Here is a 17425-nt window from a genome sequence, read left to right on the forward strand (position 1 = left end):
CGCGGCCCCGGCTGCGGCTGGCCATGGTGCCGGCCGCAGCGTGCATTCATCCTGCATTCGGCACGTCACGGGAGGATGAAGGAGCATGGCCGGGCACTCCAAGTGGGCCAACCGCAAGCACCGCAAGGCTCGGCAGGACGCGAAGAAGGGGAAGATCTTCTCCAAGCTGGCCCGGGAGATCATCACCGCCGTGCGGCAGGGCGGCGGGGATCCGGAGGCCAATCCCCGCCTGCGCCTGGCGCTGGAACGGGCGCGCCAGTTCAGCATGCCGGCGGAGAACATCGAGCGGGCCATCAAGCGCGGTCTGGGCGAGTCCGATGCGGAGAGCTACGAAGAACTCATCTACGAAGGCTACGGACCCGGCGGCGTGGCCCTCATGCTGGAGATCCTGACCGACAACCGCAACCGCAGCGCCGGCGAGATCCGGCACATCTTCGCCAAGCATGGCGGCAACCTGGGCGAGAGCGGGTGCGTGGCCTGGATGTTCGACCGCAAGGGCGTGATCACCGTCCCTGCCCAGGGAGCGCCGGCGGAAGACGACCTGCTGCTCCTGGCCGTGGAGGCCGGGGCCGAGGACCTGAAGGCCGAGGACGGCAGCTTCATGATCTACACCGATCCCGATGACCTGCACCGGGTCCGGGAGGCGCTGGAAAAGGCCGGCGTGCCGGTGGAAGATGCCGGGCTGCGCATGGTCCCCAAGACCGAGGTGAAGGTGGAGGGCAAGGAGGCGGAGCAGCTGCTCCGCCTGCTGGATGCCCTGGAGGACCACGACGACGTCCAGGAGATTTACGGCAACTTCGAACTGCCCGACGAGCTGCTGGTGGAATCCTGAACGGGCCCGGCCGGTCCGGGGAAGGCGGCCCGCCGCGGCCCGCGACGGCATCCCTGCGGTATCGGGGGCCGCGGGCGGCGCGATGGTCACCGGGCATCGCGGTGGTATAGGGCAAGGCCCCTCCGGGCATCCTCGCCTTCCAGAAGAAGTGCCCGCCGCCGGGCGGGTACGGTTTGGGAGGCGGGCCAGTGGGATTGGGGCGCAGGCAGGCGGTGGCGGCCACACTGGTGGCGGTGGCCATCCTGGGCGGGGTGGCCGCGGGCGCCTACTGGTGGCGGCTGGATGCCGGGCGGGACGAACCGGCGCCGGCCGCCCGAAAGCCTGCGCCGCCCGTACGGGCCACCACCCTGACGGCGGAGACCCGGCTGGTGGAGCGAACCCGGTACCCGGCTTGCCGGGGCGTGGTGCTGGAGACGGAGCGGCCGCCCACCGCCCTGGAAGCAGGCTGGCACGTGGCCGACCTCTTGCGCAGCCGCGACACCTGGCGGCTGGTGGAGGCTACGCCCGACCGCGTGGTCCTGGAGCGGGAGGTCCGGGAGCCGTGCCCGCCCCAGGCTTGGCTGCGGTACCGCACGGTGGGCCTGCACCAGGGGCGGGTGGCGGTGTTCTACGGCCGGCCCGACGACAAGGGTGACGGCCTCGGGCCCCTGCGCCTGCTGACCACCGTGCCCGAGGAGCGCCTCCTGCCCGGCGACCGGCGCCGCCTGGAGCGAGGCATGGTGGTGGAAGGCGAGGCCGAGGCCTGGCATGTGCTGGAGAGCCTGACCCCGTAGCTGCGGCCCGTCGCCGGCGGCCGCGAACGGGCTGGAACCACCTCTCGCTGGAGGCCGCGGGTGGAGTCCCGTTCCGGAGGCCGCGGTCCCGTTGACTGGATGAGACTGGGCCAAGGGGCGCCCGCTCCCGTTCCGGCGCCCTTTCGACGTTCTTGCCACGCCCTTTCCATGCTGCCTTCCAGGCCGCTTCCCAGGCCGCTGCGCAGGCGTCCTGCACCCGCCCAGATGGGACCCAGGCCGTGATCGGCCGCCCGGGACGGGCGGGCCCTCCCATGGCCAGGCCGGGGCCCGGCGCGGCCGGTCGGGGCGGCCCTTCCCTGCCATGCCGCTGCGGTGGACCACCCCGGCTCCGCCGCCACGGGGTCCGGCGCCCCACGGTCCTCGGCGCGGCCCTTGCCTTTCCACAAGGAACCACCCTGCCACCTGTCGAACCCCCACCGGATGAACGGAGGGATGAGCGTTGCAGGTGCTGGGCATCGACCCGGGGACGGCGACCATGGGCTTCGGCGTCGTGGCGGTGGCCGGTACCACCCTGGTGCCCGTGACGTATGGCGTGATCCGCACGCCGGCGAGCCAGCCCCCGGCTCAGCGCCTGGCCGCCATCTACCGGGATCTCCAGGAGCTGCTCCGCCGCTACCAGCCCCAGGCGATGGCGGTGGAGCGCCTGTTCCTCCAGAAGAACCGGTCCAGCGCCCTGCACGTGGGTCAGGCCCGGGGCGTTGCCCTGCTGGCAGCGGCCCAGGCGGGGCTTCCCGTCCACGAGTACGCTCCCCACGAGGTCAAGCAGGCGGTGGTGGGGTACGGCCGCGCCTCCAAGGTCCAGGTGCAGCGCATGGTGCAGGCGCTGCTCGGGCTCGCCCGGCCGCCCGTACCCGACGATGCCGCCGATGCCCTGGCGGTGGCCGTGTGTTGCCTGCATGCCCAGACCTCGGCCTGGGCAGGGACCGGGGCCCCGGGGCGGGGCGGATCGCGGAGCCTTCCGGCCGGCGGTGCGGCACCGTTCCAGAGGGGGGCGATCCGGTGATCGCCTTCTTGCGCGGCGAGCTGGCCGGTTTCCACGGTGATGAAGCCTGGATCGACGTGGGCGGGGTGGGCTTCCGGGTAGCGGTCTCCCGCCAGACCCAGCGCCGGCTGCCGCCGGTGGGTGAGCCCGTGCGGCTCCTCACCCGGCTGGTGGTCCGGGAAGACCAGTGGTCCCTCTACGGCTTTGCCACGGCCGACGAGCAGGCGGCCTTCGACGCCCTGGTGGCCGTGTCGGGGGTCGGCCCGCGGGTGGCCCTCTCGGTGCTGTCGGTCCTGACCCCGGAAGACCTGCGGCGGGCCGTGGTCCTCCAGGATCCGGCCCTGCTGACCCGGGTGCCCGGGGTCGGGCCCAAGCTGGCCCGGCGGCTGCTGACGGAATTGCGCGACCGGCTGGGCCAGCCGCTGGCGGAGGACGGCGCCACGGGCGGCCTGGCCGCCACGGGCACGGCGGGCGCGGTCCCTTCGCCGGGCGCCGGCGAAGCCTCGCCCCGGGACGATGCCCTGGCGGCCCTAGAGGCCCTGGGTTACAGCCGCGCTGAGGCCGAGGGTGCCCTGGCGGCGGTGGCCGGCCAGGTCGAACCGGGCGCCCCGGCGGCGGCCTGGGTGCGGGCCGCCCTGCGGGCCCTGGCCGGCGCCCGAGCGGCGGGAGGTGCGGCCCGGTGATCGAGGAAGAACGCGTGGTCTCCAGCCGCCTGCAGGCCGGCGATGCACCGCTGGAGGCGGGGCTGCGGCCCCAGTCCCTGGACGACTTCCCGGGCCAGGAAAGGGTCAAGGAGAAGCTTTCCATCTATATTCAGGCGGCCCGCGAGCGGGGCGACGCCCTGGACCACGTGCTGCTGTACGGCCCCCCCGGCCTGGGCAAGACGTCCCTGGCCCAGGTCATCGCCCGGGAGCTGGGCGTGGGCTTCCGGATGACCTCCGGCCCTGCCATCGAGCGGGCCGGTGACCTGGCCGCGCTCCTGACCAACCTGAACGACCGGGACGTCTTGTTCATCGACGAGATCCACCGGCTGCCGCGGCCGGTCGAGGAGATCCTCTACCCGGCCATGGAGGATTTCGCCCTGGACCTGATCATCGGCAAGGGCCCCGCCGCCCGGTCCCTGCGCATCGACCTGCCCCGCTTCACCCTGGTGGGTGCGACCACCCGGGCGGGACGGCTGACGGGTCCCCTGCGGGACCGCTTTGGCGTCCTGCTGCGCCTGGAGTACTACCGGCCCGAGGAGCTGACCCGGATCGTGTTGCGGGCCGCCGGCATCCTGGGGGTCGCCATCGACCCCGAAGGCGCCGCGGAGGTGGCCCGGCGGGCGCGAGGCACGCCGCGGGTGGCGAACCGGTTGCTGCGCCGGTTGCGGGATTACGCCCAGGTGCGGGCGGAGGGCGTCATCACCGCGGAGGTGGCCCGGGCGGGCCTGGATCTGATGGAGGTCGACCCGCTGGGCCTGGATCGGGCCGACCGGCGGCTGTTGACGGTCATGGCCCAGCATTACGGCGGCGGGCCGGTGGGGCTCGAGACCCTGGCCGCGGCCATCGGCGAGGAACCCGAAACCATCGAGGACGTCTACGAGCCCTACCTCATGCAGATGGGTTTCCTCCAGCGCACACCCCGCGGGCGGGTCCTGGCGCGCCGCGCTTACGAGCATCTGGGCCTGCCCGTGCCGGCCTGGCTGGACGCTGAAAGCCCGGAAACCGGGGTGCGGCCAGGCGGGACGCGGGCGGGCTCCGGCCCGGCCCGTAGCGGTGCGGGATCGGCCCGGGACGAAACCGGCAGCGCCCAGCAGGAACTGCCCGGGCTGGGCTTGTAAACATTTCGTCATCTTATTGTAAACTTTGTAGGAGATGTGGGATGGGCCGGGAATAGCGAAATAAGACAGGAGAAGACCGGAAGGCCGGGTGAGGACCGTGGGGCTGACGGACATCGGACGCTGGCTGGTGTTCATGGGCCTGGGCCTGGCGGCCCTGGGGCTCCTTCTCTGGCTTGCTGGCCGGGCCGGCTTCGGCGGCCTGCCTGGGGATATCGTCATCCGGCGCGGAAACTTCACCTTCTTTTTTCCTCTCGCCAGCTCGCTGCTGTTGAGCTTGCTCTTGACCCTGGTGCTGAATCTGCTGTTCCGCGGGCGCTAGCGGCCTGCCGGGCCGGTGCTGCGGGTTCCTGGCCGCCGGGCGGGTCCGGCGGCCGGTTGGCCGCCGCCGGTCCCGCGCCGGCGGCCGCCTGCCCGGGGCGGCGGCCGGCGATGGTGGATGATGGGGGAGGGGCCGGTGGATCCGGTGGTGGCCAGCCGGACGGGTGGCCGGCGGCGGGACCTTGCCGACGGGGTGGAGCCATGCATCCAAGCCCCCTGGGGACGGACCAGCTAATCGTCCAGGCAAAGGCCGGGGATGAGCATGCCCGCAACGAGTTGATCCGGGCGTACACCCCCTTTGTGCTCAAGGTGGCCTCCCGCGTGTGCGGCCGCTACCTGCACGCCGGCCAGGACGAGGAGATCAGCATCGGCCTGTTGGCCTTCAACGAGGCCATCGACCGCTTTGACGACACCCGGGGCAACAACTTCATCGCCTTCGCCGAGACGGTGATCAAGCGCCGGCTCATCGACCACTTCCGCAAGCAGTCGGCGGCGCGGGCCGTGGTCCCCTTCAGCGACCTGGAGACCGAAGACGAGGAGGGCCACCCCGTCAACCAGGTGGACATCCAGGCTGCCCTGGACCAGCACGCCCTGGCGGAGGAAGCCTGGGAACGCCGGCAGGAGATCCTGCGCTTCCAGCAGGAGCTGGCCCTCTTCGGCATCCGCTTCAGCGATCTGGTGGAGAACTGCCCCAAGCACAAGGATGCCCGGGACCGGGCCATCCAGGTGGCCCGGCGCCTGGCATCGGTGCCGGCATACCGGGAGGCGCTGCTGAAGAACCGGACCCTGCCCCTGCGGGAACTGGCGGCCGACCCCGAGGTGCAGGCATCCCGCAAGACGCTGGAGCGCCAGCGCAAGTACATCGTCGCCGTTGCCCTGATCCTCATCGGCGATTATGTATTTCTCCAGGAATACCTGGCGTGAGGAACACGGGGCGCGAGGCGGGCGCGGGGCGGATTTTTGGGGGCGGAGGCGACATTCACCCCAGAACCGAACCCGTTCTTTGCGTAAGGACTAACGGAGGCCGGATTTTGATGGACGGACCGGCCGCGGGAGGCGTGCAGGGCCGTGACGACAAAGGCGGTCGTGCTGGAAATCGACGGAGATAGTGCCGTCGTCCTGCGGGAGGGGGGCCAGTTCCTGCGGGTGCCCCTGCGCGGTCGCCGCTGGTACGTGGGCCAGGAGGTTCATCTGGACCTGGTGGTCCGGCGCCCCTACTGGCGCCCGCTGCTGGCCTGGGCGGCCGCGGCGGCTCTGCTGGTGGCCGTCTTCAGCGGCTTCCTGGTGACCCCGGCGGCGGCGGGTCCGGCAAGCTACGTCACCGTCGACCTGGATCCGGCCAGCGTCGGGCTGGTGACGGACCCCTGGGCGGCGGTGCTGGGGGTCGAACCCTTGACCGAGGCGGCGGCGGCCCTGGTCGACCCGGTGGCCTGGGTCGGCCTGCCGGTGGACCGGGTGGTGGTCCTGCTGGTGGAACGGGCCGCCCGGCAGGAAAGCCTTCTGCCCGGAGTGGTGGTGATCGCTGCCGCACCGCTGGATGATGGCCGGCGCCTGCCACCGGCTGTACGCCAGGCGGTGGCCCGTGCCCAGCGGGGTGCGGCCGTGGTGCTGCGCCAGCGGCCGGAGGCGGTGGCCGCCGCGGTGGTGGCCGTGGACGAGCCGCACCTGGGGCCCCGGCTGGCCCGGCTGGCGCGGCAGGCGGGGCTGTCGGTGTTCAAGACCGCGGCGGTCCTGGGGGCTGAGGTGGAGGCCCTCGACCGGCAGGGGACGGGTACGGCCCTGGAGCCCGCGGTGGTAGGGGACCTGCTGGCCCGCCTGGCCAGCCTGCCACCGGAGCAGGTGCGGCGGGGATGGACCGGCACCGGCCGGCCGGGGCAGGGAGGAACCGGCGGGCCCGTGGCGGGTCCCGGCGGCGTGGCCCGGCCCGGACCGGACCGCAGCGAAGAGGGACCCGCTGCGGGCGCGGGGAACGGGGGCCCGGGCAAGGGGAACCCCGGCGGCGGGCATGCTGCGCCCGGTGGCGGGAACGCCGGCAACGGGCGTGACCGGGATGCGGGCGGCGAGGGCGGTGCCGGGGCCGCGGACGTGCTGGCCGGCCTGGAGCGGGTGAGCGCCCTCCGCCAGGTGCTGCAGGACGGCATCCTGCAGGTGATCCTGCCCGTGAACCTCCTGCGCTCCCCGGACGGCGGGGCGGAACGGGAGCCGAAGCGCGAGGGCAAGGCCAGGGGACATCGCGGCGATCAGGACACCGCGGGCGGTGGGGAAGACAAGGCCGGGGGCCGCCAGGCAGGCCACGGCGGCGGTGCGGGAGGGGACTCCGGTCCGGGAGCCGGCCCGGGGAAGAAGGCCGGGGCCGGCCACAAGCCCAAGGAGCGGACGGGTTCCGGTGCTCCAGGTACCCAGGTTCGACCCGGGCTGCCGGGCTCGTCCCCGGTTCCTTCGTTGCCCGGGTGGCCGCGGGCCCTGCCCGGCGGGAGCGGCGGCACCGGAGGGAGCGGGAACGGTGGTTCGGGTGCGGGTTCTGGGAGCGGCGGGCAGGGGGATGGCAGCATCCACCTGCCCCTCCCCCTGCCCGGCACCGGCCTGGGCGGGTCCACCCGCCCGGCTGCGGGAGGCGGCTCCGGCAGCACCGGGACCACGGCGGGGTCCACCGGCGCCGGCACGGGGAGCGGAGCCACCAGCGGGGATGGAGGGGGCGGCGGCCCAACCGCGGGCACCGGCACGAGCGGCGGAACGGGCAGCCAAGCGGGGTCGCCGGGATCGACGGCCGGCGATACCGGCACGGGCCCAGCGGGTGGCGGGATGCTGCTGGACGACCTGGAGGGGCTGGTGACCTGCCAGGACGGGGGCAGGCTCCTGGGCTCCCTGGTGGGCGGCATCACCGATCCCTTGCTGTGTCGTTAAGGTGGCGTGAGAGCAGGGAAGGATTGCCGGGCGCAGGCAGCAACGCGGTAGCGGACATGACACCCGACAGGATATCCGTCCCCGGGGTGGCAAGCCTCCGGGGTTTTTTGTGTCATAATTCCCCACGTGACCCGGTGGGGTTGCTGCGGTTTCCAGGGCCGATCCTGGCCACCGCCAGGTCCTGGGCCGCGCTACCCTGTAGCCCGGACCCCGTCCGGCTCGTCCGGGGGCAGGAGCGTCCGGGGTCAAGAGGGAGAACGGGGAGCAAGAAGGAGAAGGGGCATGCGGGTTGACGAGTTCGATTACGAGCTGCCGCCGGAGCTGATCGCCCAGCAGCCGCTGGCCCGGCGGGACGCGTCCCGCCTGATGGTGGTCGACCGCGACACGGGGCGCTGGCTGCACGCCCGCTTCCGCGACCTGCCGCGGTTCTTGCGCGCCGGAGACTGCCTGGTGCTCAACGACACCCGGGTGCGGCCGGCCCGGCTCTACGGGCGCCGGCCCACCGGCGGGCAGGTGGAGTTCCTCCTGCTGCAGCCCCTGGACGGAGACCGCTGGCTGGCCCTGGCCCGGCCCGGCCGGCGGGTGCGCCCGGGTACGGAGGTGGTGTGCGGCGAGGAGCGGCCCCTGCGGGTGTACGTCGAGGAAGCCCGGGACAGCGGGGAGCGGGTCATCTGCCTGGAGCCGCCGCCGGGGGAGACGGTGGACGAAACCCTGCACCGCCTGGGCCGGGTCCCGCTGCCGCCGTACATTCGCGCCGAGCTGGAGGATCCCGAGCGGTACCAGACGGTCTACGCCCGGGAAGAGGGGTCTGTGGCGGCGCCCACGGCGGGCCTGCACTTTACTCCGGAGCTGCTGAAGCGGCTCCAGGACCAGGGCGTCCGCATCGCCTACCTCACCCTCCACGTGGGGGTGGGTACCTTCCGGCCCGTCACCGCCGAGAGGGTGGAGGAGCATCAGATGCACGCCGAGTTCTACCGGGTCGAACCGGCCGCGGCGGAGGCGATCAACGCCGCCCGCGCCGCCGGCGCCCGGGTGATCGCCGTCGGTACCACCGTGACCCGCACCCTGGAGACGGTGGCGGCGGCCGGCGGAACCGTCCGGCCGGGCAGCGGCTGGACGGACCTGTTCATCTACCCCGGCTACCGCTTCAAGGCCATCGACGGGTTGATCACCAACTTTCACCTGCCCCGGTCGACCCTGATCATGCTGGTGGCGGCACTGCTGGGCAAGGAGCAGACCCTGGCAGCCTATCGGGAGGCGGTGGCCCAGCGCTACCGGTTCTTCAGCTTCGGTGACGCCATGCTGATCCTGCCCGGGGCGGTGCCGGCGGGCAGGGAGGAGCCGGCCCTGCCGGAGTAAAGGCGGCGCGGGCCGCCGGGGAGCCCGGGCCGGGCGGGACGGCGGGTGCCGGCCGTCGCAGGCCGGCAGGGGCGGGGCCGCCCGGTCATGGGGAGCCGGCGCGGGCGCGCGGCGGCCCCCTGGCCGGGCCACGGGGACCGCCGGTCCGGGTGACGGGCCGTCGTGGCCGTGCCGGCAGGCCGGGAGAACCGGAGGGCGGCCGGGCACGGACCTGAGGGTGGGAGGGACGGGATCGTTGGGCCGCTGGGACGGCTGGTTCACCGTGGAGCACCAGGAAGCCCACAGTCACGCCCGGGCGGGGCGGCTGCACACGCCCCACGGGGTGGTGGAGACGCCGGTGTTCATGCCCGTGGGCACCCAGGCAGCGGTGAAGACCTTGAGCCCCCACGAGCTGCACCAGGTGGGGGCGCAGATCATCCTGAGCAACACCTACCACCTGTACCTGCGACCCGGGTCCCAGGTGGTGGCGGAGGCCGGCGGCCTGCACCGCTTCATGGCCTGGCACCGGCCCATCCTGACCGACAGCGGCGGATTCCAGGTGTTCAGCCTGGCCGCACTGCGCCAGGTCACCGGCGACGGCGTCCGCTTCCGGTCCCACCTGGACGGCTCGGAGCACTTCTTCACCCCCGAGCTGTCCATGGCCGTCCAGCGGGACCTGGGGGCGGACATCATCATGTGCTTTGACGAGTGCCTGGCGTATCCGGCCCGCCGGGACGAGGTGGCGGCCAGCGTGGAACGGACCACCCGCTGGGCCCGCCGTTGCCACCGCGCCTGGCAGGAAGACGGGCACCCCGACCGGCAGGCGCTCTTCGGCATCGTGCAGGGAGGAGCCTATCCCGACCTGCGCCGCCGCTCGGCGGAGGAACTGGTGGAACTGGACTTCCCCGGCTATGCCGTGGGCGGCCTGAGCGTCGGCGAGCCCGCCGGGGTCACCGTGGCCGTGCTGGACGTGACGGTACCGCTCTTGCCGACCGGCCGGCCCCGCTACCTGATGGGCGTGGGGACGCCCGATTTGATCCTGGAGGCCGTGTGGCGCGGGATCGACATGATGGACTGCGTCCTGCCCACCCGGATGGCCCGCCACGGAACGGTGTACACCTCCCAGGGACGGATCACCGTGCGCAACGCCGCCTACGCCCGGGACTTCGGCCCCCTGGATCCGGCCTGCGACTGCTACGCCTGCCGCCACTTCTCCCGGGCCTACATCCGGCACCTGCTCAAGGTCAACGAGACCCTGGGCATGCGCCTCACCACCATCCACAACCTGCGGTACCTCCAGCGCTTCATGGAGCGCCTGCGCCAGGCGGTGCGGGAGGACCGCCTGCCGGAGTTCCGGGCGGCGTTCTACCGGGAAGAAGGCGCGGCGCTGGGCTTCCACCCTCCGGAGCCGGAACCGCTGCCGGCGGGATGACGGGCTCAGACGACACGGCTCCAAGGCGATGGGGCGCAAGGCGCAGGCGGTCCCCTGCGGGCGCGGCCCTGCGGGGCAGGAGGCCCGGGCCTCCCGGCGAAGCCGTGAAGGGTACACTCTTGGAGGAAAGCGAGGTGGCGCTGTGCCGGAACAGGGGAATGCCCTGCTTTCGAACCTGCTGATCTTCGCCGTGTTCTTCGGCCTCATGTGGTTCATGCTGATCCGGCCCCAGCAGCAGCAGCAGAAGCGGCGCCGGGAGATGCTGGCGCGGCTGAAGGCCGGCGACAAGGTGGTCACCATCGGCGGCATATTCGGCACCCTGACCAGGGTCGACGAAGACACGGTGCGCCTGCGCATCGCCGACAAGGTGGAGATCCGCCTGAGCCGGGACGCCGTTGCCCGGGTGCTGGGGCAGGACGACTAGCCCGCCGTCCCCGGGGGAAGGGGTAACCTGTTGGGCTTCTTGCACCGGCCGAGCGCGACGGAAGCCCGGAAGGATGGCCGGCGGCCGGTTTGCCATGGGACGAACCGGCCGCCGGCCGGCGCATCTGGTACGGGAGAGGGGCCACCGGCAGGAAGTCCGGCCGGGCCTCCCGCTGCCGTGAGCCGGAAGCCCCGCCGGGTCCGGGGCCGGGCGCGGGCCCGCCGGGGGGAGGCTGCGACCCTCCCGGGGTCGCGGGGGCTTGCCGCCACCACGTGCCGTGGAAGGGGGCCTCACGATGACAGGGTACGCAGGCGGGAGGCGGGAGCAACCGGAGCAGGAGCGGCCGGGGCCGGGGCGGCCGGGTCCGGCACGGCCCGGGGAGCCTTCCGGGAGCCAGGCGGTACCGCCCTCCCCGGCGGCCGCCGGGCCGCGCCCGGGGGCGACGGCCATGGAGGTGGCGGCGCCCCTGGCTCCGCCGGTCCCCGCCCCGGTGGACGCGCCGGCGGAGGCGCCGGCGGAGCCAGCCAGGGGACAGGGCGCCGCGGGTGAGCCGGCAGCCCGGCCCGAGGGGCCGGCGGCCCGGCAGGGCACCGGGACAACCCTTGTTCCGCAACCCGGGCCGGCCCCGGAGGCTCCCGGCCCGGCCGGGGCCGGAGCCGGGGAAGGCAAGGTCGAGACGGGCGCCGACCTGCCCAACCCCTACGAGGTCGCCAAGCAGGAGATTGCCCGCGCCTGCCAGGTGCTGGGCCTGGATCCCGCCGTCTACCGGATCCTGGCACGGCCCCTGCGTTTCATCGAGGTGGCGATCCCCGTCCGGATGGACGACGGGCGCACCGAAGTCTTCGTGGGCTACCGCTCCCAGCACAACGACGCCCTGGGGCCGACCAAGGGCGGGATCCGCTTCCACCCCCAGGTCACCCCCGATGAGGTGAAGGCCCTGTCCATGTGGATGACCCTCAAGTGCGCCCTGCTGGAGATTCCCTTCGGCGGCGGCAAGGGCGGGGTGGTCTGCGATCCCAAGCGGATGTCGGCGCGGGAACTGGAGGGGCTGAGCCGCGGCTACATCCAGGCCATGGCCCAGGTGATGGGGGAGGAGAAGGACATCCCGGCCCCCGACGTCTACACCACGGCCCAGGTGATGGCCTGGATTGCCGACGAGTTCAGCCAGATCCGCCAGCAGAACGCCTTCGGCATCGTGACCGGCAAGCCCCTGGTGATCGGCGGCTCCCTGGGCCGCCACGAAGCCACCGCCCGGGGTGCCGTCACCGTGGTCCGGGAAGCGGCCCAGGCCATGGGCCTGGACATCCGCCACGCCACGGTGGCGATCCAGGGGTACGGCAACGCGGGCAGCATCGCCCACCGGCTGCTGTACGACATGGGGGTCCGGGTCATCGCCGTCAGCGATTCGGGGGGCGCCATCGTCAACGAAGGGGGCCTGGAACCCGAGGCGGTGGCCGCCCACAAGGAGGCCACCGGCAGCGTGGCCGGCTTCCCGGGCGCCCGCACCATCACCAACGAAGACTTGCTTACCCTGCCTTGTGATATCCTTTTGCCGGCCGCCCTGGAAAACCAGATCACCGCTGCCAACGCGGGCCGGATCCAGGCGCGGCTCGTCGGCGAGATCGCCAACGGCCCCACCACCCCCGAGGCCCACCGCATCCTGGTGGAGCGGGGCGTGGTGGTGTTGCCCGACATCCTGACCAATGCCGGGGGCGTGACCGTCAGCTACTTCGAGTGGGTCCAGAACCAGTGCCACTGGTACTGGTCCGAGGATGAGGTCAACCAGCGGCTGGAGGAGCGGATGGTGCGGGCCTTCCACCGGGTCTGGGAGGCGGGGCAGCGGCTCCCGACCCGGGATCTGCGGCTGGCCGCCTACACCGTGGCGGTGGCCCGGGTGACCGAGGCCATGCGGGTGAGGGGCTGGATCCACCGTACCGACAGCAGCTTCCGCTCCTAGACCCGGGGCCCAGGCCCGCGGCCGTACCGGGCCGGCGGCCGGATCCGGTGGACCGGCGCGCGGGCGGCTTCCGGTCGGGTGCCCGGGCCGGCGAGCGGGATCCCGGCGGCATCCCGCGTCAAGGCCCGGGTCCTGGGCCGGTCCCGGGCCCGGTCCACGGTGCCCGAGCCGGGTTCCGGGCCGGGCCGCGGGCCAGCAAGGCGTGGCGAAACCGGGCGAGAAACCGGAGGACCGAAGGGACCATGACCAGCGACGGCAAGGCGAAACGGGACGAACAGGCGGTTCCCGCCCCCGCCAGGGCGGCCGGGGCGGGCCGGGCACCCGGCGGCCGGGCGGCGAGCAGCCCCGCGGGCACCGGGCAGGACAACGGGCGGGGGGAGCCGCCGTCCGGTGCAGCGGGACCTGCGTCCATGGCCGAGAAGGTGGCCGAACTGCGGTCCCGCCGGCAGCGGCTGGAGCAGGGGGGCGGGCCCCAGCGCATCGCCCAGCAGCACGCCAAGGGCAAGCTCACCGCCAGGGAGCGCCTCGCCCTCCTGCTTGACCCCGGCAGCTTCCAGGAGCTGGACCTGTTCGTCCAGCACCGGGCGCGGGAATTCGGCATGGAGGGCAAGGAGGCGCCGGGCGACGGCGTGATCACGGGGTTTGGCCGCATCGACGGGCGGCTGGTGTACGTCTTCGCCCAGGACTTCACCGTCATCGGCGGCACCTTAGGGGAGATGCACGCGGCGAAGATCGTCAAGGTGATGGACCTGGCCCTCAAGGCGGGGGCGCCCTTGATCGGCATCAACGACTCCGGGGGCGCCCGCATTCAGGAGGGCGTCGCCTCCCTGGACGGCTTCGCCCGGATCTTTGCCCGCAACACCTGGGCCTCGGGGGTCATCCCCCAGATCTCCGTGATCATGGGCCCCTGTGCCGGAGGCGCCGTCTACTCGCCCGCCATCACCGACTTCGTCTTCATGGTGGAAGGCACCAGCCAGATGTTCATCACCGGACCCGACGTGATCAAGACGGTGACGGGCGAGGAGATCAGCTTCGAAGAGCTGGGCGGTGCGGCGACCCACACCACCCGCAGCGGCGTGGCCCACTTCTATGCCCGGGACGAGCGCGAGTGCCTGGGCCTGATCCGGCACCTCCTGAGCTACTTGCCCGCCAACAACATGGAGGAACCGCCCCTTCTCGACACCGGCGACCCGCCCGGACGGCCCGCGCCGGAACTGGAGCAGGTGGTGCCGACGGATCCCAACAAGCCCTACGACGTGCGCCGGGTCATCGAAGGACTGGTGGACCGGGGGACCTTCTTCGAGGTTCACCAGCGCTTTGCCCAGAGCGCCGTGGTGGGCTTTGCCCGCCTGGGCGGGCGGGTGGTGGGTGTGGTGGCCAACCAGCCCCGGGTGCTGGCCGGGTGCCTCGACATCGACTCGTCCGACAAGATCGCCCGCTTCGTGCGCTTTTGTGACGCCTTCAACATTCCCCTGATCACCCTGGTGGACACGCCGGGCTACCTGCCGGGCCGGGCCCAGGAGCACGGCGGCATCATCCGCCATGGGGCCAAGGTGTTGTACGCCTACGCCGAGGCGACGGTGCCCAAGATCTCGGTGGTGCTGCGCAAGGCCTACGGCGGCGCCTACATCGCCATGTGCTGCCGCGGCCTGGGGGCCGACTACGCCTTTGCCTGGCCGACGGCGGAGATCGCCGTCATGGGTCCGGAGGGGGCCTGCAACATCGTCTTCCGGCGGGAGATCGCCGAGGCGGACGACCCCGCCGCCATGCGGGCGGCCAAGGTGCGGGAATACCGGGACGTCTTCGCCAGCCCCTACGTGGCGGCAGCCCGGGGGTACGTGGACGACGTCATCGAGCCGGCCCTGACCCGGGCGCGGGTGGCGGCAGCCCTGGAGAGCCTGGCCGGCAAGCGAGAGCAGCGCCCCGCCCGCAAGCACGGCAACATCCCCCTGTGAACCCGGTGCCCCAGAGCAGTGGGGGGCTGGAGGCGGGAGGGGCGGTTGCGGGGGTCCTCCCGCTGCCCGGAGGGAGGAACCCGCGAGGCGGGCCCTGCGCTATTTCGGGTGCAACCCGGTGTGGGAGGAGGATGGGAGGGTGATTCCTCCGGCGGTGGTGGCCGCCATCATGGCGGCCGTGGAGGCAGAGGCGGGGCAGCCGGTCAGGGTGCTCCGGATAGAACCCCTTGGGCCTGCGCCGGCGAGCCCTTCATGGGCCGGCGGCGGGGCGGCGGGAATCCTTGGGCGCAACCCCATCGCGGGCCCGCCTGCCCTGACCGCGGCGGGTGGCGGCTGGCCGCAGCCCTGGGCCCTGGCCGGCAGGCAAGAGCTGATGGCCGCCGGCACGGCCATGCAGTCGCGCCCCCGCCGGCCCCATCCCCCCGCCGCCCAGCGGCCGGACGGCCGGCAGCAGGCGCCGGCCCAGCACGCCTCCACCCGGCAGGGCCGTAAGGACGGGAGGACACGAGGATGAAGCGCTATCGGGTGACGGTCAACGGCTGGGTCTTTGACGTCTGGGTCGAACCGGTGGAGGCGGGCACGGCAGGCCCCGGCGGTACGGCGGGCGCCGCCGGGCCGGCGGCGTTTCCCGGCGCCGGTTGGGCCGGGGCGTGGAGCGGGCCGGCGGGACCGGGCTGGCCGGCCGCCGGGCCCGGTGCCGGCCTCTGGCCGGCGGCCGCCATGGGCTGGCCCTGGGCGGCGGGCGGGGTGCTGGGGGCCGGTGGCCCCTTCGGCCCCCTGGGCCCGGCCGGTGGTGGCCCGGGCGGGACCCATCCTGGGGCCTGGGCAGGCTTCGGCCCGGCGTTGCCGGGCACCGCCGGGGCGGTGCCCGGCAACGCGGCGGCGGGCCTTGCGGCGGCGCCGGGGCTTTCCCCAGGGGCGCCGCCCGGGGTTGCCGGCGAGGCTACGGCGGCGGGGACGGCGCCGCCGCCGGGCCCGGCTGCGGGCGCGGCGCCCGCCGGCGCCGCGCCCGCGGGGGAGGCTGCCGCGGCCGCTGCCGGGGCCGCCGCCCCGGCAGCGGCCGCGCAGGGCCGGGGCGGCACCGCCCCCCGGGGGGGCGGTGCCGCCCCGGAGGCCGCAGCACCTGCGGGCCCCAACGGCACCGCCGGCAAGGGGACGCCGGTGACGGCGCCGCTGCCGGGGGTGCTCCTGGACGTGCGGGTTCGTCCCGGGGACCGGGTGGAAGCAGGCCAGGTGGTGGCCATCCTGGAGGCCATGAAGATGGAAAACGAGCTGGCCGCTCCCTGTGCCGGCCGGGTGACCGCGGTGCCCCACACCCGGGGCCAGACGCTCAACCAGGGCGACGCCGTGGCCTGGATCGATCCCGAGGGGTAAGACGCCATGGCCAGTGCTCCCCAGGCGGGGCCACGGGAACGGGTGCCCAGCGCTGGGGCCGGCCCGCCGGGCCCCGGGACTGCTTCCACCCCCCGCGACGGCGGCAAGGAGGCCTGGCGGCGGCGGCTCCGGGAGGCGTGGCGGGCCTGGTCCCGCACGGAGCGCGGTCCCGTGTCGGCGGCCATCTGCGCCCGGCTGCAGGCCCTCTTGCTGGGACAGGAGCCCTGGCCCGCGGCCGGTGCCGGCAGCGCCCTGCGGCGGCCGGCCCTCGCCGCTCTCATGCTGTACGCGCCCCTGGCGACGGAGGTCGATGTAACGCCCCTCCTGACGTGGGCGCGCCGCCAGGGGCTGGCGGTACTCCTGCCGCGGGTCGACCCCGCCCGCCAGGTCATGGAGGCGCGGCAGGTGAGCAGCTGGGACGACACCGAGGAGGGGCCGTGGGGACTCCGCCAGCCCCGGGCCCGCTGCCCTGCTCAGCCGGTGGACGGGAGCACCCTGATCGTGGTGCCGGGCCTGGGCTTCGACCGCCAGGGCTGGCGCCTGGGCCGCGGCGGCGGGTTCTATGACCGGTTCCTCGACCGCCACCCGGCCGCCTGGCGCGCAGGCGTGGTGCCCTCGGCGATGCTGCTGGCCTCGGTGCCACGGGACGAGCACGACCGGCGCATGGACCTGGTGGTCAGCGAGGCCGGCGTGCTGGGGCCGTGGTGGGGCATCCGCTGAAGGAGCCGGCTCGAGCAGGCGGGGGCGCGTTCGGGTGGCGGGCCTGCCGGTGGCCGCCCGCCGCCTGTGGCCACCCGCCCGCGAAGGGTCCCGCCGCCCGCCGTTCCCGGCGGCGGCCTGGCCGGGCCGCTGGACGGGCGGGCGGCTTGGTGCGTCCGGGCGGCACCGGGCGGAGACGCTGCCGGCAGGTGGGGTTCCCGGCCCGGAGCCGGACGGTTGACGCTCCCGGCGGCCGCCTGTAGAATGGGGTTTGTCGGCGGGGCGGTAGCTCAGTTGGGAGAGCGCTGCGTTCGCATCGCAGAGGTCGTGGGTTCGAGTCCCATCCGCTCCACCACCGCCCGTCCACGCGCCGCATCCTGACGCGCCGCAGGAATGCGGCGCGTTTCGCTTTTCTTCGACAAGATGGCGGTCCCGCAAAAAGCGCCGGTGTGTCCCACCGGCGCCTTTCGCCATGTTGCGGCGCGCCTGCCGAAGACGGGCGGTTGTTGCGGCGCGCGCCCGTCGCCACCCGTCAAAAAATTGGGACCACCGGGGGGCAGGAGTTGTCCCGGGTGCCCCGAATACACGGGATCA

General features: G+C 73.8%; 16 protein-coding genes and 1 tRNA gene. All 17 read left to right on the top strand.

Features of this window, described 5'->3' with window-relative positions:
* Positions 1-85 precede the first annotated feature (85 nt).
* The 17 genes from DYI95_RS04210 (at position 86) to DYI95_RS04290 (ending at position 17186) form a co-directional block, all read left to right on the top strand.
* A complete protein-coding gene (locus tag DYI95_RS04210) occupies positions 86-832 on the top strand; it encodes a YebC/PmpR family DNA-binding transcriptional regulator (RefSeq protein ID WP_116900673.1) in 747 nt (248 codons plus the stop codon).
* Between the two features lie 188 nt (positions 833-1020).
* A complete protein-coding gene (locus DYI95_RS04215; protein WP_116900672.1) occupies positions 1021-1605 on the top strand; it encodes a hypothetical protein in 585 nt (194 codons plus the stop codon).
* A 460-nt stretch (positions 1606-2065) separates the two neighbouring features.
* The gene (gene ruvC, locus DYI95_RS04220) at positions 2066-2629 is read left to right on the top strand and encodes a crossover junction endodeoxyribonuclease RuvC (protein WP_116900671.1); all 564 of its coding nucleotides are present in this window, start codon (positions 2066-2068) and stop codon (positions 2627-2629) included.
* Positions 2626-3291 carry a Holliday junction branch migration protein RuvA gene (gene ruvA / locus DYI95_RS04225; RefSeq protein WP_116900670.1) on the top strand — a complete coding sequence of 222 codons (666 nt, stop codon included), beginning with the start codon at positions 2626-2628 and terminating at the stop codon, positions 3289-3291. The genes ruvC and ruvA overlap by 4 nt, the downstream gene beginning before the upstream one ends.
* The gene (ruvB, locus tag DYI95_RS04230; RefSeq protein WP_116900669.1) at positions 3288-4430 is read left to right on the top strand and encodes a Holliday junction branch migration DNA helicase RuvB; all 1143 of its coding nucleotides are present in this window, start codon (positions 3288-3290) and stop codon (positions 4428-4430) included. The genes ruvA and ruvB overlap by 4 nt, the downstream gene beginning before the upstream one ends.
* Before the next feature lie 88 nt (positions 4431-4518).
* Positions 4519-4749 carry a DUF2905 family protein gene (locus tag DYI95_RS04235; protein WP_006903953.1) on the top strand — a complete coding sequence of 77 codons (231 nt, stop codon included), beginning with the start codon at positions 4519-4521 and terminating at the stop codon, positions 4747-4749.
* A 200-nt stretch (positions 4750-4949) separates the two neighbouring features.
* Complete coding sequence (sigI, locus tag DYI95_RS04240; RefSeq protein ID WP_116900668.1) at positions 4950-5672, top strand: RNA polymerase sigma factor SigI; 723 nt, start codon at positions 4950-4952, stop codon at positions 5670-5672.
* A 144-nt stretch (positions 5673-5816) separates the two neighbouring features.
* Entirely contained in the window at positions 5817-7652 is a 1836-nt protein-coding gene (locus DYI95_RS12995) for an anti-sigma factor domain-containing protein (protein ID WP_116900667.1), read from the top strand.
* Between the two features lie 282 nt (positions 7653-7934).
* Complete coding sequence (queA, locus tag DYI95_RS04250) at positions 7935-9011, top strand: tRNA preQ1(34) S-adenosylmethionine ribosyltransferase-isomerase QueA (protein WP_116900666.1); 1077 nt, start codon at positions 7935-7937, stop codon at positions 9009-9011.
* 235 nt (positions 9012-9246) lie between these two features.
* On the top strand, positions 9247-10422 hold the full coding sequence (gene tgt, locus DYI95_RS04255; protein WP_116900665.1) for a tRNA guanosine(34) transglycosylase Tgt: 1176 nt from the start codon (positions 9247-9249) through the stop codon (positions 10420-10422).
* Positions 10423-10564: 142 nt separating this feature from the next.
* Entirely contained in the window at positions 10565-10846 is a 282-nt protein-coding gene (gene yajC / locus DYI95_RS04260) for a preprotein translocase subunit YajC (RefSeq protein WP_006903948.1), read from the top strand.
* A 688-nt stretch (positions 10847-11534) separates the two neighbouring features.
* Positions 11535-12803, top strand: a complete 1269-nt coding sequence (locus tag DYI95_RS04265) for a Glu/Leu/Phe/Val dehydrogenase (protein ID WP_116900711.1) — start codon at positions 11535-11537, stop codon at positions 12801-12803.
* 410 nt (positions 12804-13213) lie between these two features.
* Entirely contained in the window at positions 13214-14758 is a 1545-nt protein-coding gene (locus tag DYI95_RS04270; protein WP_164581368.1) for an acyl-CoA carboxylase subunit beta, read from the top strand.
* 139 nt (positions 14759-14897) lie between these two features.
* Positions 14898-15272, top strand: coding sequence for a hypothetical protein (locus DYI95_RS04275; protein ID WP_116900663.1), 375 nt, complete (start codon positions 14898-14900; stop codon positions 15270-15272).
* A complete protein-coding gene (locus tag DYI95_RS13000; protein WP_305849875.1) occupies positions 15269-16132 on the top strand; it encodes an acetyl-CoA carboxylase biotin carboxyl carrier protein subunit in 864 nt (287 codons plus the stop codon). Before DYI95_RS04275 ends, DYI95_RS13000 begins: the two co-directional genes overlap by 4 nt.
* A gap of 6 nt (positions 16133-16138) precedes the next feature.
* A complete protein-coding gene (locus DYI95_RS04285; RefSeq protein WP_116901651.1) occupies positions 16139-16852 on the top strand; it encodes a 5-formyltetrahydrofolate cyclo-ligase in 714 nt (237 codons plus the stop codon).
* A 258-nt stretch (positions 16853-17110) separates the two neighbouring features.
* A tRNA-Ala gene (locus tag DYI95_RS04290) sits at positions 17111-17186 on the top strand.
* Positions 17187-17425: the final 239 nt, after the last annotated feature.

Origin of the sequence: Thermaerobacter sp. PB12/4term (genome assembly GCF_003403315.2) — a bacterium.
Classification (GTDB): Bacteria; Bacillota; Sulfobacillia; order Thermaerobacterales; family Thermaerobacteraceae; genus Thermaerobacter.